We start from the raw sequence: 16499 nt of genomic DNA on the forward strand, positions 1-16499 counted from the left end.
GCGCCGCCGCGCGGGTGGCCCTGCAAAGGGTTATCACCAGCCGACGGACGGACCCGTCAGCTCCTTGATCGCGGGCCGGGCCGCATCCAGCACCGTCATGAACCAGGCCGAGAACGGCGCCTGCTCATGCCGCTGCGCCAGCTCCTGCGGCGTCACGAAGGCTGTCTCGCCGACCTCCTCGGGGTCCGGCCGCAGCGGCGCCTGCACCATCCCGACGAAGAGATGGTTGTACTCCTGCTCGACCAGGCCCGACTCGGGGTCGGGGTGGTTGTAGCGGACCGTCCCCGCCTCGGCGAGCAGCGAGGGCGAGATCCCGAGCTCCTCGTACGTACGCCGGGCGGCGGCCGCGAACGGGGCCTCGCCCGGGTACGGGTGCCCGCAGCAGGTGTTCGACCAGACTCCGGGGGAGTGGTACTTGCCGAGCGCCCGGCGCTGCAGCAGCAGCCGCCCCTGCTCGTCGAAGAGGAACACCGAGAACGCGCGGTGCAGCTGACCGGGCGGCTGGTGGGCGGAGAGCTTCTCCGCGGTGCCGACGGTGTTGCCCTGTTCGTCGACCAGCTCGAGCAGGATCGCTTGTGAGGTGCCCATCGACGTGCTGTGCGCCGTGGCGGCTGGAGTGATCGGCATACCCATCCTTCGCATCGGTCCTCGGCCCTGAGGGGCTTGTCCAGTCTGCCGTACAAAAGCGGCTTGTCCGCACTTCTGCAGTCCGGCATGTCCGCCCTTCGGGTGTCGGCGCCCCGCCGGTGCACCCATGCGCGTCAGACCCCGAAAGCAGCCGGATAGCGGATCGTGCCCTGGGGCACGGCCCCCGACCCGTCGAGCATCAGGGCCATCAGGGCATCGTCGGGCACCTCGAAAGTCACCTTGATCCCGAACCGTGAGGCCCGCTCGAAACCGAACCGCGGGTAGTACTCCGGATGCCCCAGTACGACGACGAGCCGCTCACCGCGGGCCCTGGCCGCATCCAGCACCGCCCGTACGACGGCCTGGCCGGCGCCCGTCCGCTGGTACGCCGGAGCGGTCGCGACCGGGCCGAGCGCCAGCGCCGGCGTGTCACCCACCCGGCAGCGGGTCAGCAGGGCGTACGCCGCCACCGTGCCGTCCGGCGTCTCGGCGACATACGAGAGGCCGGGCAGCCACGCCTGCGCGTCCTGCCGCAGCGCGTCCACCAGACCCGCCTCGTCCGCGGTCGCGAAGGCCGTGGCGTTGACGTCCCGCACGGCCGGGATGTCGGCCGCCGTCTCCGGCCGGGTGCGCCAGCGTGTGCCGGCCGGGCGAAGCACGTAGCCGGTGTAGCCGTACTCGTCGCCGTGCTCCTGGCGCATGGCGATCTCCGCCCGGGTGGCGGCCAGGGCCTGCTCCATGCCCGGCGATGCGGGGTCAGCGGCGGAGGCACGCTCGCGGAGCGGGCCGTAGTACTCCTGCCAGTCGCTCTCCGGCTGCCGGTGCGCGCCGAACACGGTGTAGCCCGTGGCGAGCGCCGCCGCGCAGTTCTCGGCGGTGGTGCGCAGTGCGTAGTGCTGGTCCCAGAAGGCGCGGGCCTCGGCCGAGGGCTGCCCGGCCGTCCACTCGCATTCGGTCAGCACCAGCGCGCCGCCCGGGGCGAGCAGCCGCCGCCAGCTCGTGAGTGCGGTGTCGAAGCCGATGCTGTAGGCGGAGCTCTCCGCCCAGACGAGGTCGAAGGAGCTGTCGGGGAAGGGCAGGTCGCCCATGTCGGCGTGGAGGGTGCGGATCGCGTCGCCGAGCCCGCGGGCCTCGGCGGCCTGCCGCAGCTCTTCGAGGAACGGTTCGTGCAGATCGACCGCCGTCACCTGCGCACCGGCCTCGGCGGCCAGCAGCAGAGCGGACCGCCCGGGGCCGCAGCCCAGATCGAGCACACGCGGCCGCGGCGGCAGCGGTCCGGCGAGGGCGAGCAGCCGCCGTGAGGTGGCGTCGGACCCGGGGCCCTGCCGCGGCAGACCGTGGTGCAGGGCGAAGAAGGCGTCGTGCAAAGCGTTGTCGGACAACGTGAAAACCCTTGGGTGTGAGAGGGCTCCGGCCGACGGGCGAGATCGGATTCAGGTGCAGACGGATCGGATCACGGCCGGTGAGGAGCCCGGAGGCTGAGGGAGGACCGGGCGCTGCACGGGGCAGCCTTCACCGTGGCGGTCATCAACCTCAGCTCCTTTCAAGGGCGATGGGACTCCGGAGGTCGGGCCGGGTCTCGATGGAACACTAACAGCAGCGCCACCTCAGTGGCACAGCCTCGCCTCATGCTCCGCATGCCCGACCGGCTCCAGCTGGAAGGTGCAGTGCCCGACGTCGAAGTGATGGCCGAGGCAGCCCTGCAGATGGTGCAGCATCTTCTCGTTCCCCACCGCGTCGAGCACATCCTGGCTTACCACCACATGCGCCGAGAGCACCGGCATCCCCGACGTGATCGTCCAGGCGTGCAGGTCATGTACGTCCTCCACACCGGGCAGGGCGAGTATGTGTTCGCGTACCTCCGCCATGTCGACGTCCTTCGGAGCCGCCTCCAGCAGGACGTTCAGCGTCTCGCGCAGCAGCTTCCAGGTGCGCGGAACGATCATCAGGCCGATGATCAGGGACGCGATCGGGTCGGCGGCCTGCCAGCCGGTCGCCATGATGATCCCGGCCGACACCAGCACGGTCATCGAGCCGAGCGCATCCGCGACCACCTCCAGATAGGCGCCGCGCACATTGAGACTCTCCTTCTGTCCCCGCACCAGCAGGGACAGCGACACCATGTTCGCCACCAGACCGACCAGGGCGAACGCGACCACGACACCGCCCTTGGTGTCGGCCGGGTGGAGGAAGCGGTCGATGGCCTCGAAGAGCAGATAGCCGCCCACGCCGAGGAGCAGCAGACAGTTGGCGAGGGCCGCGAGGATCTCGGCCCTGGCGTACCCGAACGTGCGGTTCACCGTCGCAGGCCGGCCCGCGAAGTGGATCGCCAGCAGCGCCATCGCGAGCCCCACCGCGTCCGTCGCCATGTGCGCCGCGTCCGCGATCAGGGCGAGCGAGTCGGCCAGCACACCGCCGACGATCTCCAGCACCATCACGCCGAGCGTGATGGTGAGCGCGATGCGCAGCCGCCCCGCGTAGGCCGCGGCCGCGGTACCGGTCGGCGGCGGCCCGCCGTGCGTGTGCCCGTGGTCGTGCCCAGCCCCCATGAAGCTGCCTCCTGGTCGTCGGACGTGGTCTTCCGGCATCTGAAGTCAACTACGGGTGGGGGGTATGGGGCAACACGAGACTGAACACCGTTGTCATGTGCTCTGACCTGCGGAAATGACCGCAGGTCAGAGCGTCGGAAAGATCACTTGGCGGCCGCGTCCGGGTGCCGGAGCAACCAGCCCTCCCAGGCCGAGGCGACCATCTCGCGCACATCGAGCGAAGTGGTCCAGCCCAGCTCCTTGGTGATCAGCTCGACCGAGGCGACCGCTCGCGCGGCGTCGCCCGGCCGGCGCGGCTCGACCACCGGATCGATCCGGTGCCCGGTGACCTCGCCCACCAGATCGGCGAGCTCCCGCACCGAGACGCCGACTCCGCGGCCGATGTTCACCGTGAGATCTCCGGCGGCGTCCGCCTCGGTCAGCCGGCGCGCGACCGCGAGATGCGCGTCGGCCAGATCCGCGACATGGATGTAGTCCCGGATGCACGTGCCGTCCGGAGTCGGGTAGTCGTCGCCGAAGATCCTCGGGGCCTCACCGCGGGTGAGCCGGTCGAAGAACATCGGAATGATGTTGAACACGCCCGTGTCCGACAGCCCGGGCGTCGCGGCGCCCGCCACATTGAAGTAGCGCAGACAGGCGGTGGACAGTCCGTGCGCGCGCCCCGTCGCCCGCACCAGCCACTCGCCCGCGAGTTTGGTCTCCCCGTACGGGTTGATCGGCTCGCACGGCGCGCTCTCCGGGATGATGTCCAGGTCGGGCACCCCGTACACGGCCGCCGACGAGGAGAACAGGAACCGTTTCACTCCGGCCTCCACCACCGCCTGAAGCAGCACGGTCAGACCGTGAACATTCTCTCGGTAGTACTTCAGCGGCTGCTCGACCGACTCCCCGACCTGCTTCTTCGCCGCGAGGTGGACGACTCCGGTGACCTCGTGCTCGGCGAGTGTGCGGGCCACGGCCTCGGCGTTGAGCACCGATCCGCGCACCAGGGGGACCGAGGCCGGCAGCCGCTCGGGAATCCCGGAGGAGATGTCGTCGAGCACGACGACGCGCTCCCCGGCCGCTGTCATGGCATGCGCCACATGCGCGCCGATGTACCCCGCTCCACCTGTGATCAGCCAAGTCATGTCGGCCACCCTAGGCGCTCCACCCAAGGTCCCACGCGCGTACCGGCCTTCGTCCCGGCCGCGGTTTGGAGGGCGGGGTGTTGATCGACGATGATGATCCCGGCGGGCCGCCAGGGCGTAAACGGCCGGTGAACTCCCGCTTCCGTTCATCCGATAGCCTCTGCCGACGTGCCGCCGCCCGGGTGCCGGGCCGTGCCGCCGCACCAGCACCGTCAGCTCCAAGGAGTGAGTTCGTCTGTCGACCGCCATCCTCACCGGTCCGCCGGTACCCGGATCGTCGCTCGAAGGCGATCTGCGGTCGCTGGGCTTCGACGTACACGTCGCCTCGGCCGCCGAGGACATCGCCGCACTGATCGCCGCCGTACCGGGAGGCGACCGGGTCGCCGTCGTGGACCCCCGTTTCGTCGGGCATGTCCACGCCCTGCGGCTCGCGCTCACCGACCCGCGCTTCGCCGCCGCCGCCGTCACCGGCGCGCTGACGGCCCAGCCCGAGGCCCGCGCGGCCCTGGCCGACGCCGCGCGCACCGTCTCGGCACGGGTACCGGCCGGTGCCGGGCCTGCGGGCTGCGGCGGCCTCGCGGACGCCGTTGCCGCGGCGCTGGAGGCCGACGGCACCGCCGTGCACCACCCCGAGCTGGGCTCCCTGGTCGCCGCCGTGCCCACCGACGCCCAGGACCGTCACCGGGCCCGGGCCGACGTCGAGGCCGTCGACGAGGAGGCCGTACGGCTGCGCTCGGCCGTCAAGGCCCGCGACGGGTTCTTCACCACGTTCTGCATCAGCCCGTACTCGCGCTACCTCGCCCGCTGGTGCGCCCGCCGCGGACTGACCCCGAACCAGGTCACGACCGCCTCGCTGCTCACCGCCCTGATCGCGGCCGGCTGCGCGGCGACCGGCACCCGCGGCGGCTACATCGCCGCGGGGCTGCTGCTCCTCTTCTCCTTCGTGCTGGACTGCACCGACGGACAGCTCGCCCGTTACTCGTTGCAGTACTCGACGATGGGCGCCTGGCTGGACGCGACCTTCGACCGCGCCAAGGAGTACGCCTACTACGCGGGCCTCGCGCTCGGAGCCGCCCGCGGCGGCGACGACGTATGGGCGCTCGCGCTCGGCGCGATGGTCCTGCAGACCTGCCGGCACATCGTCGACTTCTCCTTCAACGAGGCGAACCACGACGCGACCGCGAACACGAGTCCGACCGCGGCCCTGTCCAGCAAGCTCGACAGTGTCGGCTGGACGGTCTGGGTGCGCCGGATGATAGTGCTGCCGATCGGCGAGCGCTGGGCCATGATCGCCGTGCTCACCGCTGTCGCCACTCCCCGGATCGTCTTCTACGCCCTGCTCGTCGGCTGCGGCCTCGCCGCTTGCTACACCACCGCGGGCCGGGTGCTGCGCTCGCTGACCCGCAAGGCCCACCGCACCGACCGCGCGGCCCAGGCACTCGCGGACCTCGCCGACTCCGGGCCGCTCGCCGAGACCGTCGCCCGCGCGGCCGCCGGAAAGGTGCGGGGCCTGCCCGGCCTCATACCCCTCGCGGCCGCCGTTGCCGGCGCCGCCGCCGTGGTGGCCACCGCGGCCTTCACCGGCTACGGCACCGTCTGGCCCGTCCTCGCCGCTCTTGTGTACATCGTCACGTCCGGCATCGCCGTCGCCCGCCCCCTGAAGGGCGCCCTCGACTGGCTCGTCCCCCCGGTGTTCCGGGCCGCCGAGTACGGCACCATCCTCGTTCTCGCCGCCCACGCACAGGTGAACGGGGCGCTACCGGCAGCTTTCGGGCTGGTGGCCGCCGTCGCCTACCATCACTACGACACGGTGTACCGCATTCGCGGTGGCACGGGCGCGCCCCCGCACTGGCTGGTGCGGGCGATCGGCGGGCACGAGGGGCGGGTCCTGACGGTCACGCTGCTGGCCTTCCTGACCGACAACGAAGACTTCACCACCGCGCTGACGGCCCTTGCAGTGGTCGTGGCACTCGTGGTGCTCGTCGAGAGCATCCGCTTCTGGGTGTCCTCGCAAGCACCCGCCGTACATGACGAAGGAGAACCCGCATGATCGGCCTTGTACTGGCAGCCGGTGCCGGACGACGTCTGCGCCCCTACACCGACACCCTTCCGAAGGCCCTCGTACCCGTGGACCCCGCGGGAGACGGGTCCACCACCGTCCTCGACCTGACGCTGGGCAACTTCGCCGAGATCGGCCTCACCGAGGCCGCGATCGTCGTCGGCTACCGCAAGGAGGCCGTGTACGAGCGCAAGGCCGCCCTGGAGGCCACGTACGGCCTCAAGCTCACCCTCGTCGACAACGACAAGGCCGAGGAGTGGAACAACGCCTACTCCCTGTGGTGCGCCCGTGACGTCCTCAAGGAGGGCGTGATCCTCGCCAACGGCGACACCGTGCACCCCGTCTCCGTCGAGCGCACCCTGCTGGACGCCCGCGGCAACGGCCGGAAGATCATTCTCGCCCTCGACACGGTGAAGCACCTCGCCGACGAGGAGATGAAGGTCATCACCGACGGCGACAAGGGAGTTCAGCGGATCACCAAGCTGATGGACCCGGTCACCGCCACCGGCGAGTACATCGGTGTCACCCTCATCGAGCCCGAGGCCGCCGCCGACCTCGCCGACGCGCTGAGGACGACCTTCGAGCGCGACCCCGACCTCTACTACGAGGACGGTTACCAGGAGCTCGTGAACCGCGGATTCCGGATCGACGTGGCCCCCATCGGTGACGTCAAGTGGGTCGAGATCGACAACCACGACGACCTCGCGAAGGGCCGTGAGATCGCGTGCCTGTACTGACCCGGCTCATCCCGTCCCCGGTTGTCGTCGACATCAGCTGCGGTGCCCTGAACAACCTGGCCGGCGTGCTGGCCGACCAGCGGATCTCCGCCTCCGGCAAGCTGGCCTTCGCGATCAGCGGCGGCTCGGGGCAGGCACTGCGGGAGAGGCTCTCCCCGATGCTGCCCGGCGCCGACTGGTACGAGGTCTGCGACGGCACCATCGATTCCGCGGTTAAGCTCGCCGACGACATAAGGGGCAGCCGCTACGACGCGGTCGTCGGCCTCGGCGGCGGCAAGATCATCGATGTGGCGAAGTACGCCGCGGCCCGCGTCGGCCTGCCGATGGCCGCCGTCGCGACGAACCTCGCGCACGACGGCCTCTGCTCGCCGATCTCCATCCTGGACAACGACAACGGCCGCGGCTCCTACGGCGTTCCGTCACCCATCGCCATGGTCATCGACCTCGATGTGGTCCGCGACGCCCCCGTGCGCTTCGTCCGCTCCGGTATCGGCGACGCGATCTCCAACATCTCGGCGATCGCGGACTGGGAGCTCTCGCACCGCGTCAACGGCGAGTCGGTGGACGGTCTGGCCGCGGCCATGGCCCGCACCGCGGGCGAGTCCGTGCTGCGTCACCCCGGCGGCGTCGGCGACGACGAATTCCTCACCGTCCTCGCCGAGGCGCTGGTGCTCTCCGGTATCGCCATGTCGATCAGCGGCGACTCCCGGCCCTCGTCCGGCGCGTGCCACGAGATCAGCCACGCCTTCGACCTGCTCTACCCCAAGAGGGCAGCCAGCCACGGTGAGCAGGTCGGCCTCGGTGCCGCCTTCGCGATGCATCTGCGCGGGGCCCGCGAGGACGCGGGGCTCTTCGCCGAGGTGCTGCGCAGACATGGACTGCCGGTGCTGCCCGAGGAGATCGGGTTCTCCGCGGACGAGTTCGTCCGGGCCGTGGAGTACGCGCCGCAGACCCGCCCGGGGCGCTTCACCGTCCTCGAGCACCTCGACCTCAACCACGACCAGATCAGGGACGCGTACGCCGACTATGCCAAGACCATCAGTAGCTGAACTCCGTCCGGTCGTTCACCCCGAGGGTGTCAAGGACCGGCGTAGCGGCGAGCACTGGGCCGGGCGCCTGTACATGCGGGAGATCTCGCTCCGCGTCGACCCGTACCTGGTGAACACCCGGATCACGCCCAACCAGCTCACGTACCTCATGGTCGTGGTGGGCGTCCTCGGCGGCGCCGTCCTGCTGATCCCGGGACTGACCGGCGCGATACTCGCGGTCGTTCTCTTCCAGATCTATCTGCTGCTCGACTGTGTCGACGGCGAGGTCGCACGCTGGCGCAGGCAGACCTCGATCACCGGGGTCTACCTCGACCGCATCGGGCACTACCTGTGCGAGGCGGCCCTGCTGGTCGGCTTCGGCCTCCGGGGCGCCGACGTGTTCGGTGACGGCGGCCCCGAGTGGCTGTGGGCCTTCCTCGGCACCGTCGCCGCCCTCGGCGCGATCCTGATCAAGGCCGAGACCGACCTGGTCGACGTCGCCCGCCAGCGCAGCGGTCTGCCCGCCGTCAAGGACGAGGCGTCCGTGCCGCGTTCCTCCGGGCTGGCGTCGGCCCGCCGTGCCGCGGCGGCGCTCAAGTTCCACCGGCTCGTCGGCGGTATCGAGGCCAGCCTGTTCATCCTGGTCATGGCCGTCCTCGACAAGATTCAGGGCGACCTGTTCTTCACCCGCCTCGGCATCGCGGTCCTCGCCGGCATCGCCGTGCTCCAGACGCTGCTGCACCTGGTCTCCATCCTTGCGTCGAGCAGGCTGAAATGACGGCACCCGTGAAGGCACCGATGAAGCTGGGCGCGGTCATCATCACGATGGGCACGCGCCCCGACGAACTGCGTGCCCTGATCGAGTCGGTCGCGCACCAGGACGGCGACCCCGTCCAGGTGGTCGTGGTCGGCAACGGAACCCCTGTGACGGGCCTGCCCGACGGCGTACGCAGCGTGGAACTGCCCGAGAACCTGGGCATCCCCGGTGGCCGCAACGTCGGCATCGAGGCCTTCGGCCCGTCCGGCTCGGACGTCGACGCCCTGCTGTTCCTCGACGACGACGGCCTGCTGCCGAACACCGACACCGCACAGCTGGTGCGCGAGGCCTTCGAGGCCGATCCGGAACTCGGCATCGTCAGCTTCCGCATCGCCGACCCGGAGACCGGGCTCACCCAGCGCCGCCACGTCCCGCGGCTGCGTGCCTCCGACCCGATGCGCTCCTCGCGTGTGACGACCTTCCTCGGCGGCGCGAACGCGGTGCGGACCAAGGTCATCGCCGAGGTGGGCGGACTGCCTGACGAGTTCTTCTACGCGCACGAGGAGACCGACCTCGCGTGGCGGGCGCTGGACGCCGGCTGGGCGATCGACTACCGCTCGGACATGGTGCTGTTCCATCCGACGCTGCCGCCTTCCCGGCACGCCGTCTACCACCGGATGGTGGCCCGTAACCGGGTCTGGGTCGCCCGCCGCAATCTGCCGGCGCCGCTGGTCCCCGTCTACCTTGGTGTCTGGGTGCTGCTCACGCTGCTGCGGCGTCCGTCGCTTCCCGCGTTGAGGGCCTGGTTCGGCGGCTTCCGCGAGGGCTGGCGAACCCCTTGCGGACCACGGCGTCCCATGAAGTGGCGTACTGTGTGGCGGCTCACAAGGCTGGGCCGACCTCCTGTCATCTGACAAGCTCGGTTCTGAGAGCATCGGGGCCGCCCCCGTTTGCCACGCATCTTGAACACGAAAGTTTCAACTTGTGAGTGACACAACCCATGACGGTGCCATCGCGATGAGCCCCACGCCATCGCCCGACGACGGCCTGTCACCGGCGCAGCTCGCCACCAAGTACGGACTGTCGGTGAGCGGCGCCCGTCCCGGCCTGGTCGAGTACGTCCGGCAGCTGTGGGGCCGACGCCACTTCATCCTGGCCTTCTCCCAGGCCAAGCTGACGGCCCAGTACAGCCAGGCGAAGCTGGGCCAGCTCTGGCAGGTGGCGACGCCCCTGCTGAACGCGCTCGTCTACTTCCTGATCTTCGGGCTGATCCTGCAGGCGAGCCGGGGCATGCCGGTCGACATCTACATCCCGTTCCTGGTGACGGGTGTGTTCGTCTTCACCTTCACGCAGAGCTCGGTGATGGCCGGTGTCCGCGCGATCTCCGGCAACCTCGGCCTGGTGCGCGCGCTGCATTTCCCGCGTGCCTCGCTGCCCGTCTCCTTCGCGCTGCAGCAGCTCCAGCAGCTGCTGTTCTCCATGATCGTGCTGGTGCTGATCGTGGTCGCGTTCGGCAGCTACCCCACGTGGTCATGGTTCCTGGTCCTGCCCGTCCTCGCGCTGCAATTCGTGTTCAACACCGGGCTGGCGCTGATCATGGCGCGACTGGGCTCGAAGACCCCCGACCTGGCCCAGCTGATGCCGTTCATCATGCGCACCTGGCTGTACGCGTCGGGTGTCATGTTCTCCATCCCGGTGATGCTCAAGGACAAGCCGGACTGGATCGCCGAGGTCCTCATGTACAACCCGGCGGCCGTCTACATGGACCTCGTCCGGTTCGCCCTGATCGACGGCTACGGCTCCGCCAACCTGCCCTCGCACGTCTGGGCGGCCGGTCTGCTGTGGGCGGCCCTGATCGGCTGTGCGGGCTTTGTGTACTTCTGGAAGGCTGAGGAGCGTTACGGCCGTGGCTGAGGACAGGAACGAAAAGCCCGACATGACCGCAGCCTCCCGCGTCCCCACGGTGATCGCCGACGATGTGCACATCGTCTACCGCGTCAACGCGGGCGGCGGCGGCCGCGGCAGCGCCACGGCGGCGCTGAGCCGGATCCTGCGCCGCGACAAGGGCGAGTCGCGGGGCGTGCGCAAGGTGCACGCCGTGCGCGGTGTCTCCTTCACCGCCTACCGGGGCGAGGCGATCGGCCTGATCGGAAGCAACGGCTCCGGCAAGTCGACCCTGCTGCGGGCCATCGCCGGTCTGCTGCCGACCGAGAGCGGCAAGGTCTACACCGACGGCCAGCCCTCGCTGCTCGGCGTCAACGCTGCGTTGATGAACGATCTGACGGGCGAGCGCAACGTCATACTCGGCGGCCTGGCCATGGGCATGTCGCGTGAGGAGATCCGCGAGCGCTACGAGGGGATCGTCGACTTCTCGGGGATCAACGAGAAGGGCGACTTCATCACTCTGCCGATGCGCACCTACTCCTCCGGCATGGCGGCCAGGCTCCGGTTCTCCATCGCGGCCGCCAAGGACCACGACGTGCTGATGATCGACGAGGCGCTGGCCACCGGTGACCGCCGTTTCCAGATCCGCTCCGAGCAGCGCATCCGTGAGCTGCGCAAGGAGGCGGGCACGGTCTTCCTGGTGAGCCACAGCAACAAGTCGATCAGGGACACCTGCGACCGGGTGCTGTGGCTGGAGAAGGGCGAGCTGCTGATGGACGGCCCGACCGACGAGGTCATCAAGGCGTACGAGAAGGAGACCGGCAAGTAGTCCGGCTCCCTTCACACATCGGACGGAAGACCCCCATCGCGGCCCCGCGACGGGGGTCTTCCCGCGCCTTCGGCCGCCGCACACCACGCCGCGGACGGTCAAGCCCGGGTCAAGTTCCGTGCCGTCGTGGAAGGTTGGGAAGCAGCGGTGTGTTCTACCGATGCGCGTCCCACCCCAGCGTGGAGGGGGGCGTTGTGCCACGTAAGCTGTACCGGTGCTGAATCGCGGAGTATGGGGCGGTACCCCGTAGGCATCCCGTCCGCCAGGCGGTCCCCCCTAGTCGGGACGACCGGCGGCGTGTCCGAAATAGGATGTATTGGTTCAGCAGTGTAGAACGGGAGATGTGACGGCCATGACGGAAAATCTCCAGCTCCGCGAAGCTTTCGCCGTCCCCGCGCCGGGCAGCCGGCAGTGACGGGCACCCGGCAGTCGCGTCCTTCGGCGCCCGCCCGTGCCACCCTCGACAAGGCCGCGCACGAGAACTTCCCCGTCGCCCCCTTCTTCCTGCCCCGGGCCTGGCGCAACGACCTGATGGCCGTCTACGGCTATGCCCGGCTCGTCGACGACATCGGCGACGGCGATCTCGCACCCGGCGGCGGCGACGCCAGCCATCTCGGTGTCGGCCCCGAGCACGCCGACGACCCGCTCACCCTGCTCGATGCCTTCGAGACCGACCTGCGGCGCGTCTTCGGCGGCACGCCGCGGCACCCGCTGCTGCTGGCACTGCAGCCGACCGTGCGCCGCTGCTCGCTCACCCCGGAGCCGTTCCTCGACCTGATCGCCGCCAACCGGCAGGACCAGCTGGTGCGGCGCTACGAGACCTGGGACGACCTGGTCGCCTACTGCGAGCTGTCCGCCAACCCCGTCGGGCGGCTGGTGCTCGGGATCACCGGCAGTGCGAGTGCCGAGCGGGTGCGCCGCTCCGACGCCGTGTGCACCGCGCTTCAGATCGTCGAGCATCTGCAGGACGTGAGCGAGGACCTCCTGCGTGACCGGGTCTACCTGCCCGCCGAGGACATGAAGCGCTTCCAGGTCACGGAGGCCGACCTCGCCGCGGCCACCGGGGGCTCATCGGTGCGTGCGTTGATCGCGAACGAGGCGCAGCGCGCCCGCGAGCTGCTGGACGAGGGCGCCGCGCTGGTGGGTGGCGTCCACGGCAGACTGCGGCTTCTGCTTGCCGGATTTGTCGGCGGTGGGCGTGCCGCCCTCTCCGCGATCGCCGCGGCCGGACATGATGTGCTGCCCGGACCGCCCAAGGCCACCAAGACCGCTGTGCTGGGTGAAACGGGTGCTGTCCTGCGACGAGCACGTGGAGAGAGGTGAGCCGGACGATGGAGGGACCGATCCAGTTGTCCGCGCCCGTGCAGGCCGCCTACAGCTACTGCGAGGCCGTCACCGGCCAGCAGGCCCGTAACTTCGCCTACGGCATCCGGCTGCTGCCCACCGACAAGCGCCAGGCCATGTCGGCGCTCTACGCCTTCTCCCGGCGCGTCGACGACATCGGCGACGGCACCCTAGAGCCCGACGCCAAGCGGGGCCGGCTCGAGGAGACCCGGGAACTGCTCGAGCGGATCAAGCAGAACGCCGTCGGCGAGGACGACACCGACCCCGTCGCCGTCGCCCTCGCCGATGCCGCGCAGCGCTTCCCTCTCCCGCTCGGCGGCCTCGACGAACTCATCGACGGCGTGCTCATGGACGTACGCGGTGAGACGTACGAGACCTGGGACGACCTCAAGGTCTACTGCCGCTGTGTCGCCGGCGCCATCGGACGGCTCTCTCTCGGCGTGTTCGGCACCCAGAGCGGCACGCGCGGTGCGGAACGCGCCTTCGAGTATGCCGACACCCTCGGACTCGCCCTCCAACTCACCAACATCCTCAGGGACATTCGCGAGGACTCTGCCAACGGCCGGGCCTATCTGCCCGCCGACGACCTGGCCAAGTTCGGCTGTGGTGCGGGCTTCCACCGTGCCACGCCGCCACTGGGTGCCGATTTCGCGGGCCTCGTCCACTTCGAAGTGCGCCGCGCTCGCGGCCTTTTCGCCGAGGGCTACCGGCTGCTGCCCATGCTCGACCGGCGCAGCGGCGCCTGCGTGGCCGCGATGGCCGGCATCTACCGCCGGCTGCTCGACCGCATCGAGCGTGACCCCGATGCGGTGCTGCGCGGCAGGGTGTCCCTGCCGGGCCGCGAGAAGGCCTACGTCGCCGTACGCGGACTGTCCGGGCTCGACGCCCGGTACGTCACCCGACAGACCCACCGGGGGCGGGTGTGACGAACCGCGTGTACGCCCATGCACGGTGGGCAACCCCCCACCGCACAGCCGCGTCCCTGACAGCGGCGGCTCGAAGGGAGGTCGTATGACGCACGACCCCATGATCGCGCGGCACGCGGTCGTCGTCGGCGGAGGCCTCGCCGGTGTCACCGCGGCGCTGCAGCTCGCCGACGCCGGCGTCCATGTCACCCTGCTCGAGAGCCGGCCCCGGCTCGGCGGCCTCGCCTTCTCCTTCCGCCGCGGCCACCTCACCGTCGACAACGGCCAGCATGTGTATCTGCGCTGCTGCACCGCCTACCGGTGGTTCCTCGACCGGGTCGACGGCACCCGGCACGCACCCCTGCAAAGCCGGCTGGACGTACCCGTCCTGGACGTGGCCGCCCCGCACGGCCCGAGGCTCGGCCGGCTGCGCCGCAGCGCGCTTCCCGTGCCCCTTCACCTCGCCGCCGGCCTCGCCGGCTATCCGCACCTCTCGCTCGCCGAGCGGGCGGGCGTCGCACGTGCCGCACTGGCACTGAAGAGCCTCGACCCGGCCGATCCGGCGCTCGACGGCATCGACTTCGGCACCTGGCTGGGCCGGCACGGCCAGTCCCCGCGCGCAGTCGAAGCCCTGTGGGACCTCGTCGGCGTGGCCACGCTGAACGCCACCGCGCCGCACGCCTCGATGGGGCTGGCCGCGATGGTCTTCAAGACCGGGCTGCTCTCCGAGCCGGGTGCCGCCGACATCGGCTGGGCGCGCGTGCCGCTGGGCGAACTGCACCACACGCTGGCCCGCAAGGCCCTCGACTGCGCCGGGGTACGCGTCGAACTGTCCACTCGCGTCCGGGAGATCACCCGTGGCGAGGGCGGGCGCTGGCACGTGGACGTGGACGGTGAGCGGCTGGACACGGACACCGTCGTACTCGCCGTGGCCCAGCGCGACGCCCACGCGCTGCTGCCCGAGGGCGCGCTGGAGGACCCCGACCGACTCCTCGACATCGGCACCGCCCCCATCCTCAACCTGCATGTTCTGTACGACCGCAAGGTGCTGCGCCGGCCCTTCTTCGCCGCACTCGGCACACCCGTACAGTGGGTCTTCGACCGCACCGAAGCCTCCGGTCTGACGGAGGGCCAGTACCTGGCCGTCTCGCAGTCCGCTGCCCGGGACGAGATCGACACACCCGTCGGCGAGCTCCGACAGCGTTACCTGCCCGAGCTGGAGCTGCTGCTGCCCGCGGCCCGCAGCGCCGAGGTACGCGACTTCTTCGTCACCCGGGAGCGGACGGCCACCTTCGCGCCGACCCCGGGCGTCGGCCGGCTTCGGCCGGGCGCACGCACCCGCCTGCCCGGCCTGTGTCTCGCCGGGGCGTGGACCGCCACCGGCTGGCCCGCGACCATGGAGGGCGCCGTGCGCAGCGGATTCACCGCAGCGAGCGCCGCACTCTCGGCGCTCGGCCGCCCCCATGAACATCCGCTCAAGGAGGCGGTGTGAGGACCAGTACCGGAACCAGAGGAGAGATTGTGCCGACAGTGCCCTCGGCGGGCGCCGCCGAAGACACCGCACACAGCGCAGCCAACGCGGAGAACACCGACATCCTCGCGTTGCTGGAACGCGGCAGGAACCTTTCCACGCCGGTGCTGCGCGCCGCCGTGGACCGCCTCGCCCCGCCCATGGACACCGTCGCCGCCTACCACTTCGGCTGGATCGACGAGAAGGGCCGCCCCGCCGACGGCGACGGCGGGAAGGCCGTACGCCCGGCACTCGCGCTGCTGTCCGCGGAGGCGGCCGGTGCCGCACCCGAGGTTGGCGTTCCCGGCGCGGTCGCCGTCGAGCTCGTGCACAACTTCTCGCTCCTGCACGACGACCTGATGGACGGCGACGAACAGCGCCGCCACCGCGACACGGTGTGGAAGGTGCACGGGCCCGCCCAGGCCATCCTGGTCGGCGACGCGCTGTTCGCTCTGGCCAACGAGGTGTTGCTGGAGCTCGGCACTGTCGACGCCGGGCGTGCGACCCGCCGGCTGACCACCGCAAGCCGGAAGCTGATCGACGGCCAGGCCCAGGACATCTCCTACGAGCACCGCGAACGGGTCACCGTCGAGGAGTGCCTGGAGATGGAGGGCAACAAGACCGGCGCGCTGCTGGCCTGCGCCGTCTCCATCGGCGCGGTGCTCGGCGGAGCCGACGACCGTACCGCCGACACGCTCGAGGCCTACGGCTACCACCTGGGCCTCGCCTTCCAGGCCGTCGACGATCTGCTCGGTATCTGGGGCGACCCGGTATCCACCGGCAAGCAGACCTGGAGCGATCTGCGCCAGCGCAAGAAGTCCCTGCCGGTCGTCGCCGCTCTGGCCGCCGGCGGGCCGGCCTCGGAGCGTCTGGGCGAGCTGCTCGCCGCCGATGCCAAAAGCAGTGATTTCGACAGCTTCTCCGAGGAGGAGTTCGCCACCAGGGCGGCCCTGATCGAGAAGGCCGGCGGCCGGGAGTGGACCTCTCAGGAGGCCCGCCGGCAGCACGCCGTCGCGATCGAGGCCCTGAGCGGTGTCGACATGCCGGAACGGGTCCGCGCGCAGCTCGTCGCGCTCGCGGACTTCGTCGTCGTACGAAAGAGATGATCACCATCACCTGCTCGATACGGATCGCAGTCGCCGG

The 16499-nt window shown here is 70.5% G+C and carries 15 protein-coding genes; 11 read left to right on the forward strand and 4 right to left on the reverse strand.

The annotated features are described in order from the left end of the window. Positions 1-33: 33 nt before the first annotated feature. The 4 genes from idi to galE form a co-directional block, all read right to left on the reverse strand. Complete coding sequence (idi, locus tag ACFYWI_RS16800) at positions 34-627, reverse strand: isopentenyl-diphosphate Delta-isomerase (RefSeq protein WP_389232031.1); 594 nt, start codon at positions 625-627, stop codon at positions 34-36. Between the two features lie 134 nt (positions 628-761). Further along, positions 762-2009 carry a GNAT family N-acetyltransferase gene (locus ACFYWI_RS16805; protein ID WP_389232034.1) on the reverse strand — a complete coding sequence of 416 codons (1248 nt, stop codon included), beginning with the start codon at positions 2007-2009 and terminating at the stop codon, positions 762-764. Positions 2010-2234: 225 nt separating this feature from the next. Then, positions 2235-3176, reverse strand: coding sequence for a cation diffusion facilitator family transporter (locus tag ACFYWI_RS16810; protein WP_389232037.1), 942 nt, complete (start codon positions 3174-3176; stop codon positions 2235-2237). A gap of 143 nt (positions 3177-3319) precedes the next feature. Continuing rightward, a complete protein-coding gene (gene galE / locus ACFYWI_RS16815; protein ID WP_389232040.1) occupies positions 3320-4303 on the reverse strand; it encodes a UDP-glucose 4-epimerase GalE in 984 nt (327 codons plus the stop codon). 235 nt (positions 4304-4538) lie between these two features. Between galE and ACFYWI_RS16820 the strand changes: the two genes are divergently transcribed. The 11 genes from ACFYWI_RS16820 (at position 4539) to ACFYWI_RS16870 (ending at position 16462) form a co-directional block, all read left to right on the forward strand. Further along, entirely contained in the window at positions 4539-6353 is a 1815-nt protein-coding gene (locus ACFYWI_RS16820; protein WP_389232614.1) for a DUF5941 domain-containing protein, read from the forward strand. Continuing rightward, positions 6350-7099 carry a sugar phosphate nucleotidyltransferase gene (locus ACFYWI_RS16825; protein WP_389232043.1) on the forward strand — a complete coding sequence of 250 codons (750 nt, stop codon included), beginning with the start codon at positions 6350-6352 and terminating at the stop codon, positions 7097-7099. The genes ACFYWI_RS16820 and ACFYWI_RS16825 overlap by 4 nt, the downstream gene beginning before the upstream one ends. Next, the gene (locus tag ACFYWI_RS16830; protein WP_389232046.1) at positions 7087-8148 is read left to right on the forward strand and encodes an iron-containing alcohol dehydrogenase family protein; all 1062 of its coding nucleotides are present in this window, start codon (positions 7087-7089) and stop codon (positions 8146-8148) included. The genes ACFYWI_RS16825 and ACFYWI_RS16830 overlap by 13 nt, the downstream gene beginning before the upstream one ends. After that, complete coding sequence (locus ACFYWI_RS16835; protein WP_389232049.1) at positions 8126-8905, forward strand: CDP-alcohol phosphatidyltransferase family protein; 780 nt, start codon at positions 8126-8128, stop codon at positions 8903-8905. Before ACFYWI_RS16830 ends, ACFYWI_RS16835 begins: the two co-directional genes overlap by 23 nt. A 20-nt stretch (positions 8906-8925) precedes the next feature. Next, the gene (locus ACFYWI_RS16840) at positions 8926-9798 is read left to right on the forward strand and encodes a glycosyltransferase family 2 protein (protein ID WP_389232617.1); all 873 of its coding nucleotides are present in this window, start codon (positions 8926-8928) and stop codon (positions 9796-9798) included. A 70-nt stretch (positions 9799-9868) separates the two neighbouring features. Next, complete coding sequence (locus ACFYWI_RS16845; protein ID WP_389232052.1) at positions 9869-10798, forward strand: ABC transporter permease; 930 nt, start codon at positions 9869-9871, stop codon at positions 10796-10798. Positions 10799-10820: 22 nt separating this feature from the next. Continuing rightward, positions 10821-11597: an ABC transporter ATP-binding protein gene (locus ACFYWI_RS16850; RefSeq protein WP_389232620.1), complete on the forward strand. Its 777-nt coding sequence runs from the start codon at positions 10821-10823 to the stop codon at positions 11595-11597. Between the two features lie 411 nt (positions 11598-12008). Continuing rightward, positions 12009-12920, forward strand: a complete 912-nt coding sequence (gene hpnC, locus ACFYWI_RS16855; protein ID WP_389232055.1) for a squalene synthase HpnC — start codon at positions 12009-12011, stop codon at positions 12918-12920. 8 nt (positions 12921-12928) lie between these two features. Beyond that, positions 12929-13867, forward strand: a complete 939-nt coding sequence (gene hpnD, locus ACFYWI_RS16860; RefSeq protein ID WP_389232059.1) for a presqualene diphosphate synthase HpnD — start codon at positions 12929-12931, stop codon at positions 13865-13867. Between the two features lie 85 nt (positions 13868-13952). Then, positions 13953-15338, forward strand: coding sequence for a hydroxysqualene dehydroxylase HpnE (hpnE, locus tag ACFYWI_RS16865; protein ID WP_389232063.1), 1386 nt, complete (start codon positions 13953-13955; stop codon positions 15336-15338). Positions 15339-15376: 38 nt separating this feature from the next. Then, positions 15377-16462: a polyprenyl synthetase family protein gene (locus ACFYWI_RS16870; protein ID WP_389232623.1), complete on the forward strand. Its 1086-nt coding sequence runs from the start codon at positions 15377-15379 to the stop codon at positions 16460-16462. The last annotated feature ends 37 nt before the right edge of the window (positions 16463-16499 follow it).

Origin of the sequence: Streptomyces sp. NPDC002889, from assembly GCF_042888425.1 — a bacterium.
Lineage (GTDB): Bacteria > Actinomycetota > Actinomycetes > Streptomycetales > Streptomycetaceae > Streptomyces.

What these genes read in the sequence shown, in the direction of transcription:
- idi (WP_389232031.1), bottom strand. Translation starts at nt 627, where the DNA reads ATGCCGATCACTCCAGCCGCCACGGCGCACAGCACGTCGATGGGCACC.
- ACFYWI_RS16810 (WP_389232037.1), bottom strand. Translation starts at nt 3,176, where the DNA reads ATGGGGGCTGGGCACGACCACGGGCACACGCACGGCGGGCCGCCGCCG.
- galE (WP_389232040.1), bottom strand. Translation starts at nt 4,303, where the DNA reads ATGACTTGGCTGATCACAGGTGGAGCGGGGTACATCGGCGCGCATGTG.
- ACFYWI_RS16825 (WP_389232043.1), top strand. Translation starts at nt 6,350, where the DNA reads ATGATCGGCCTTGTACTGGCAGCCGGTGCCGGACGACGTCTGCGCCCC.
- ACFYWI_RS16835 (WP_389232049.1), top strand. Translation starts at nt 8,126, where the DNA reads ATGCCAAGACCATCAGTAGCTGAACTCCGTCCGGTCGTTCACCCCGAG.
- ACFYWI_RS16840 (WP_389232617.1), top strand. Translation starts at nt 8,926, where the DNA reads ATGAAGCTGGGCGCGGTCATCATCACGATGGGCACGCGCCCCGACGAA.
- ACFYWI_RS16850 (WP_389232620.1), top strand. Translation starts at nt 10,821, where the DNA reads ATGACCGCAGCCTCCCGCGTCCCCACGGTGATCGCCGACGATGTGCAC.
- hpnD (WP_389232059.1), top strand. Translation starts at nt 12,929, where the DNA reads ATGGAGGGACCGATCCAGTTGTCCGCGCCCGTGCAGGCCGCCTACAGC.
- hpnE (WP_389232063.1), top strand. Translation starts at nt 13,953, where the DNA reads ATGACGCACGACCCCATGATCGCGCGGCACGCGGTCGTCGTCGGCGGA.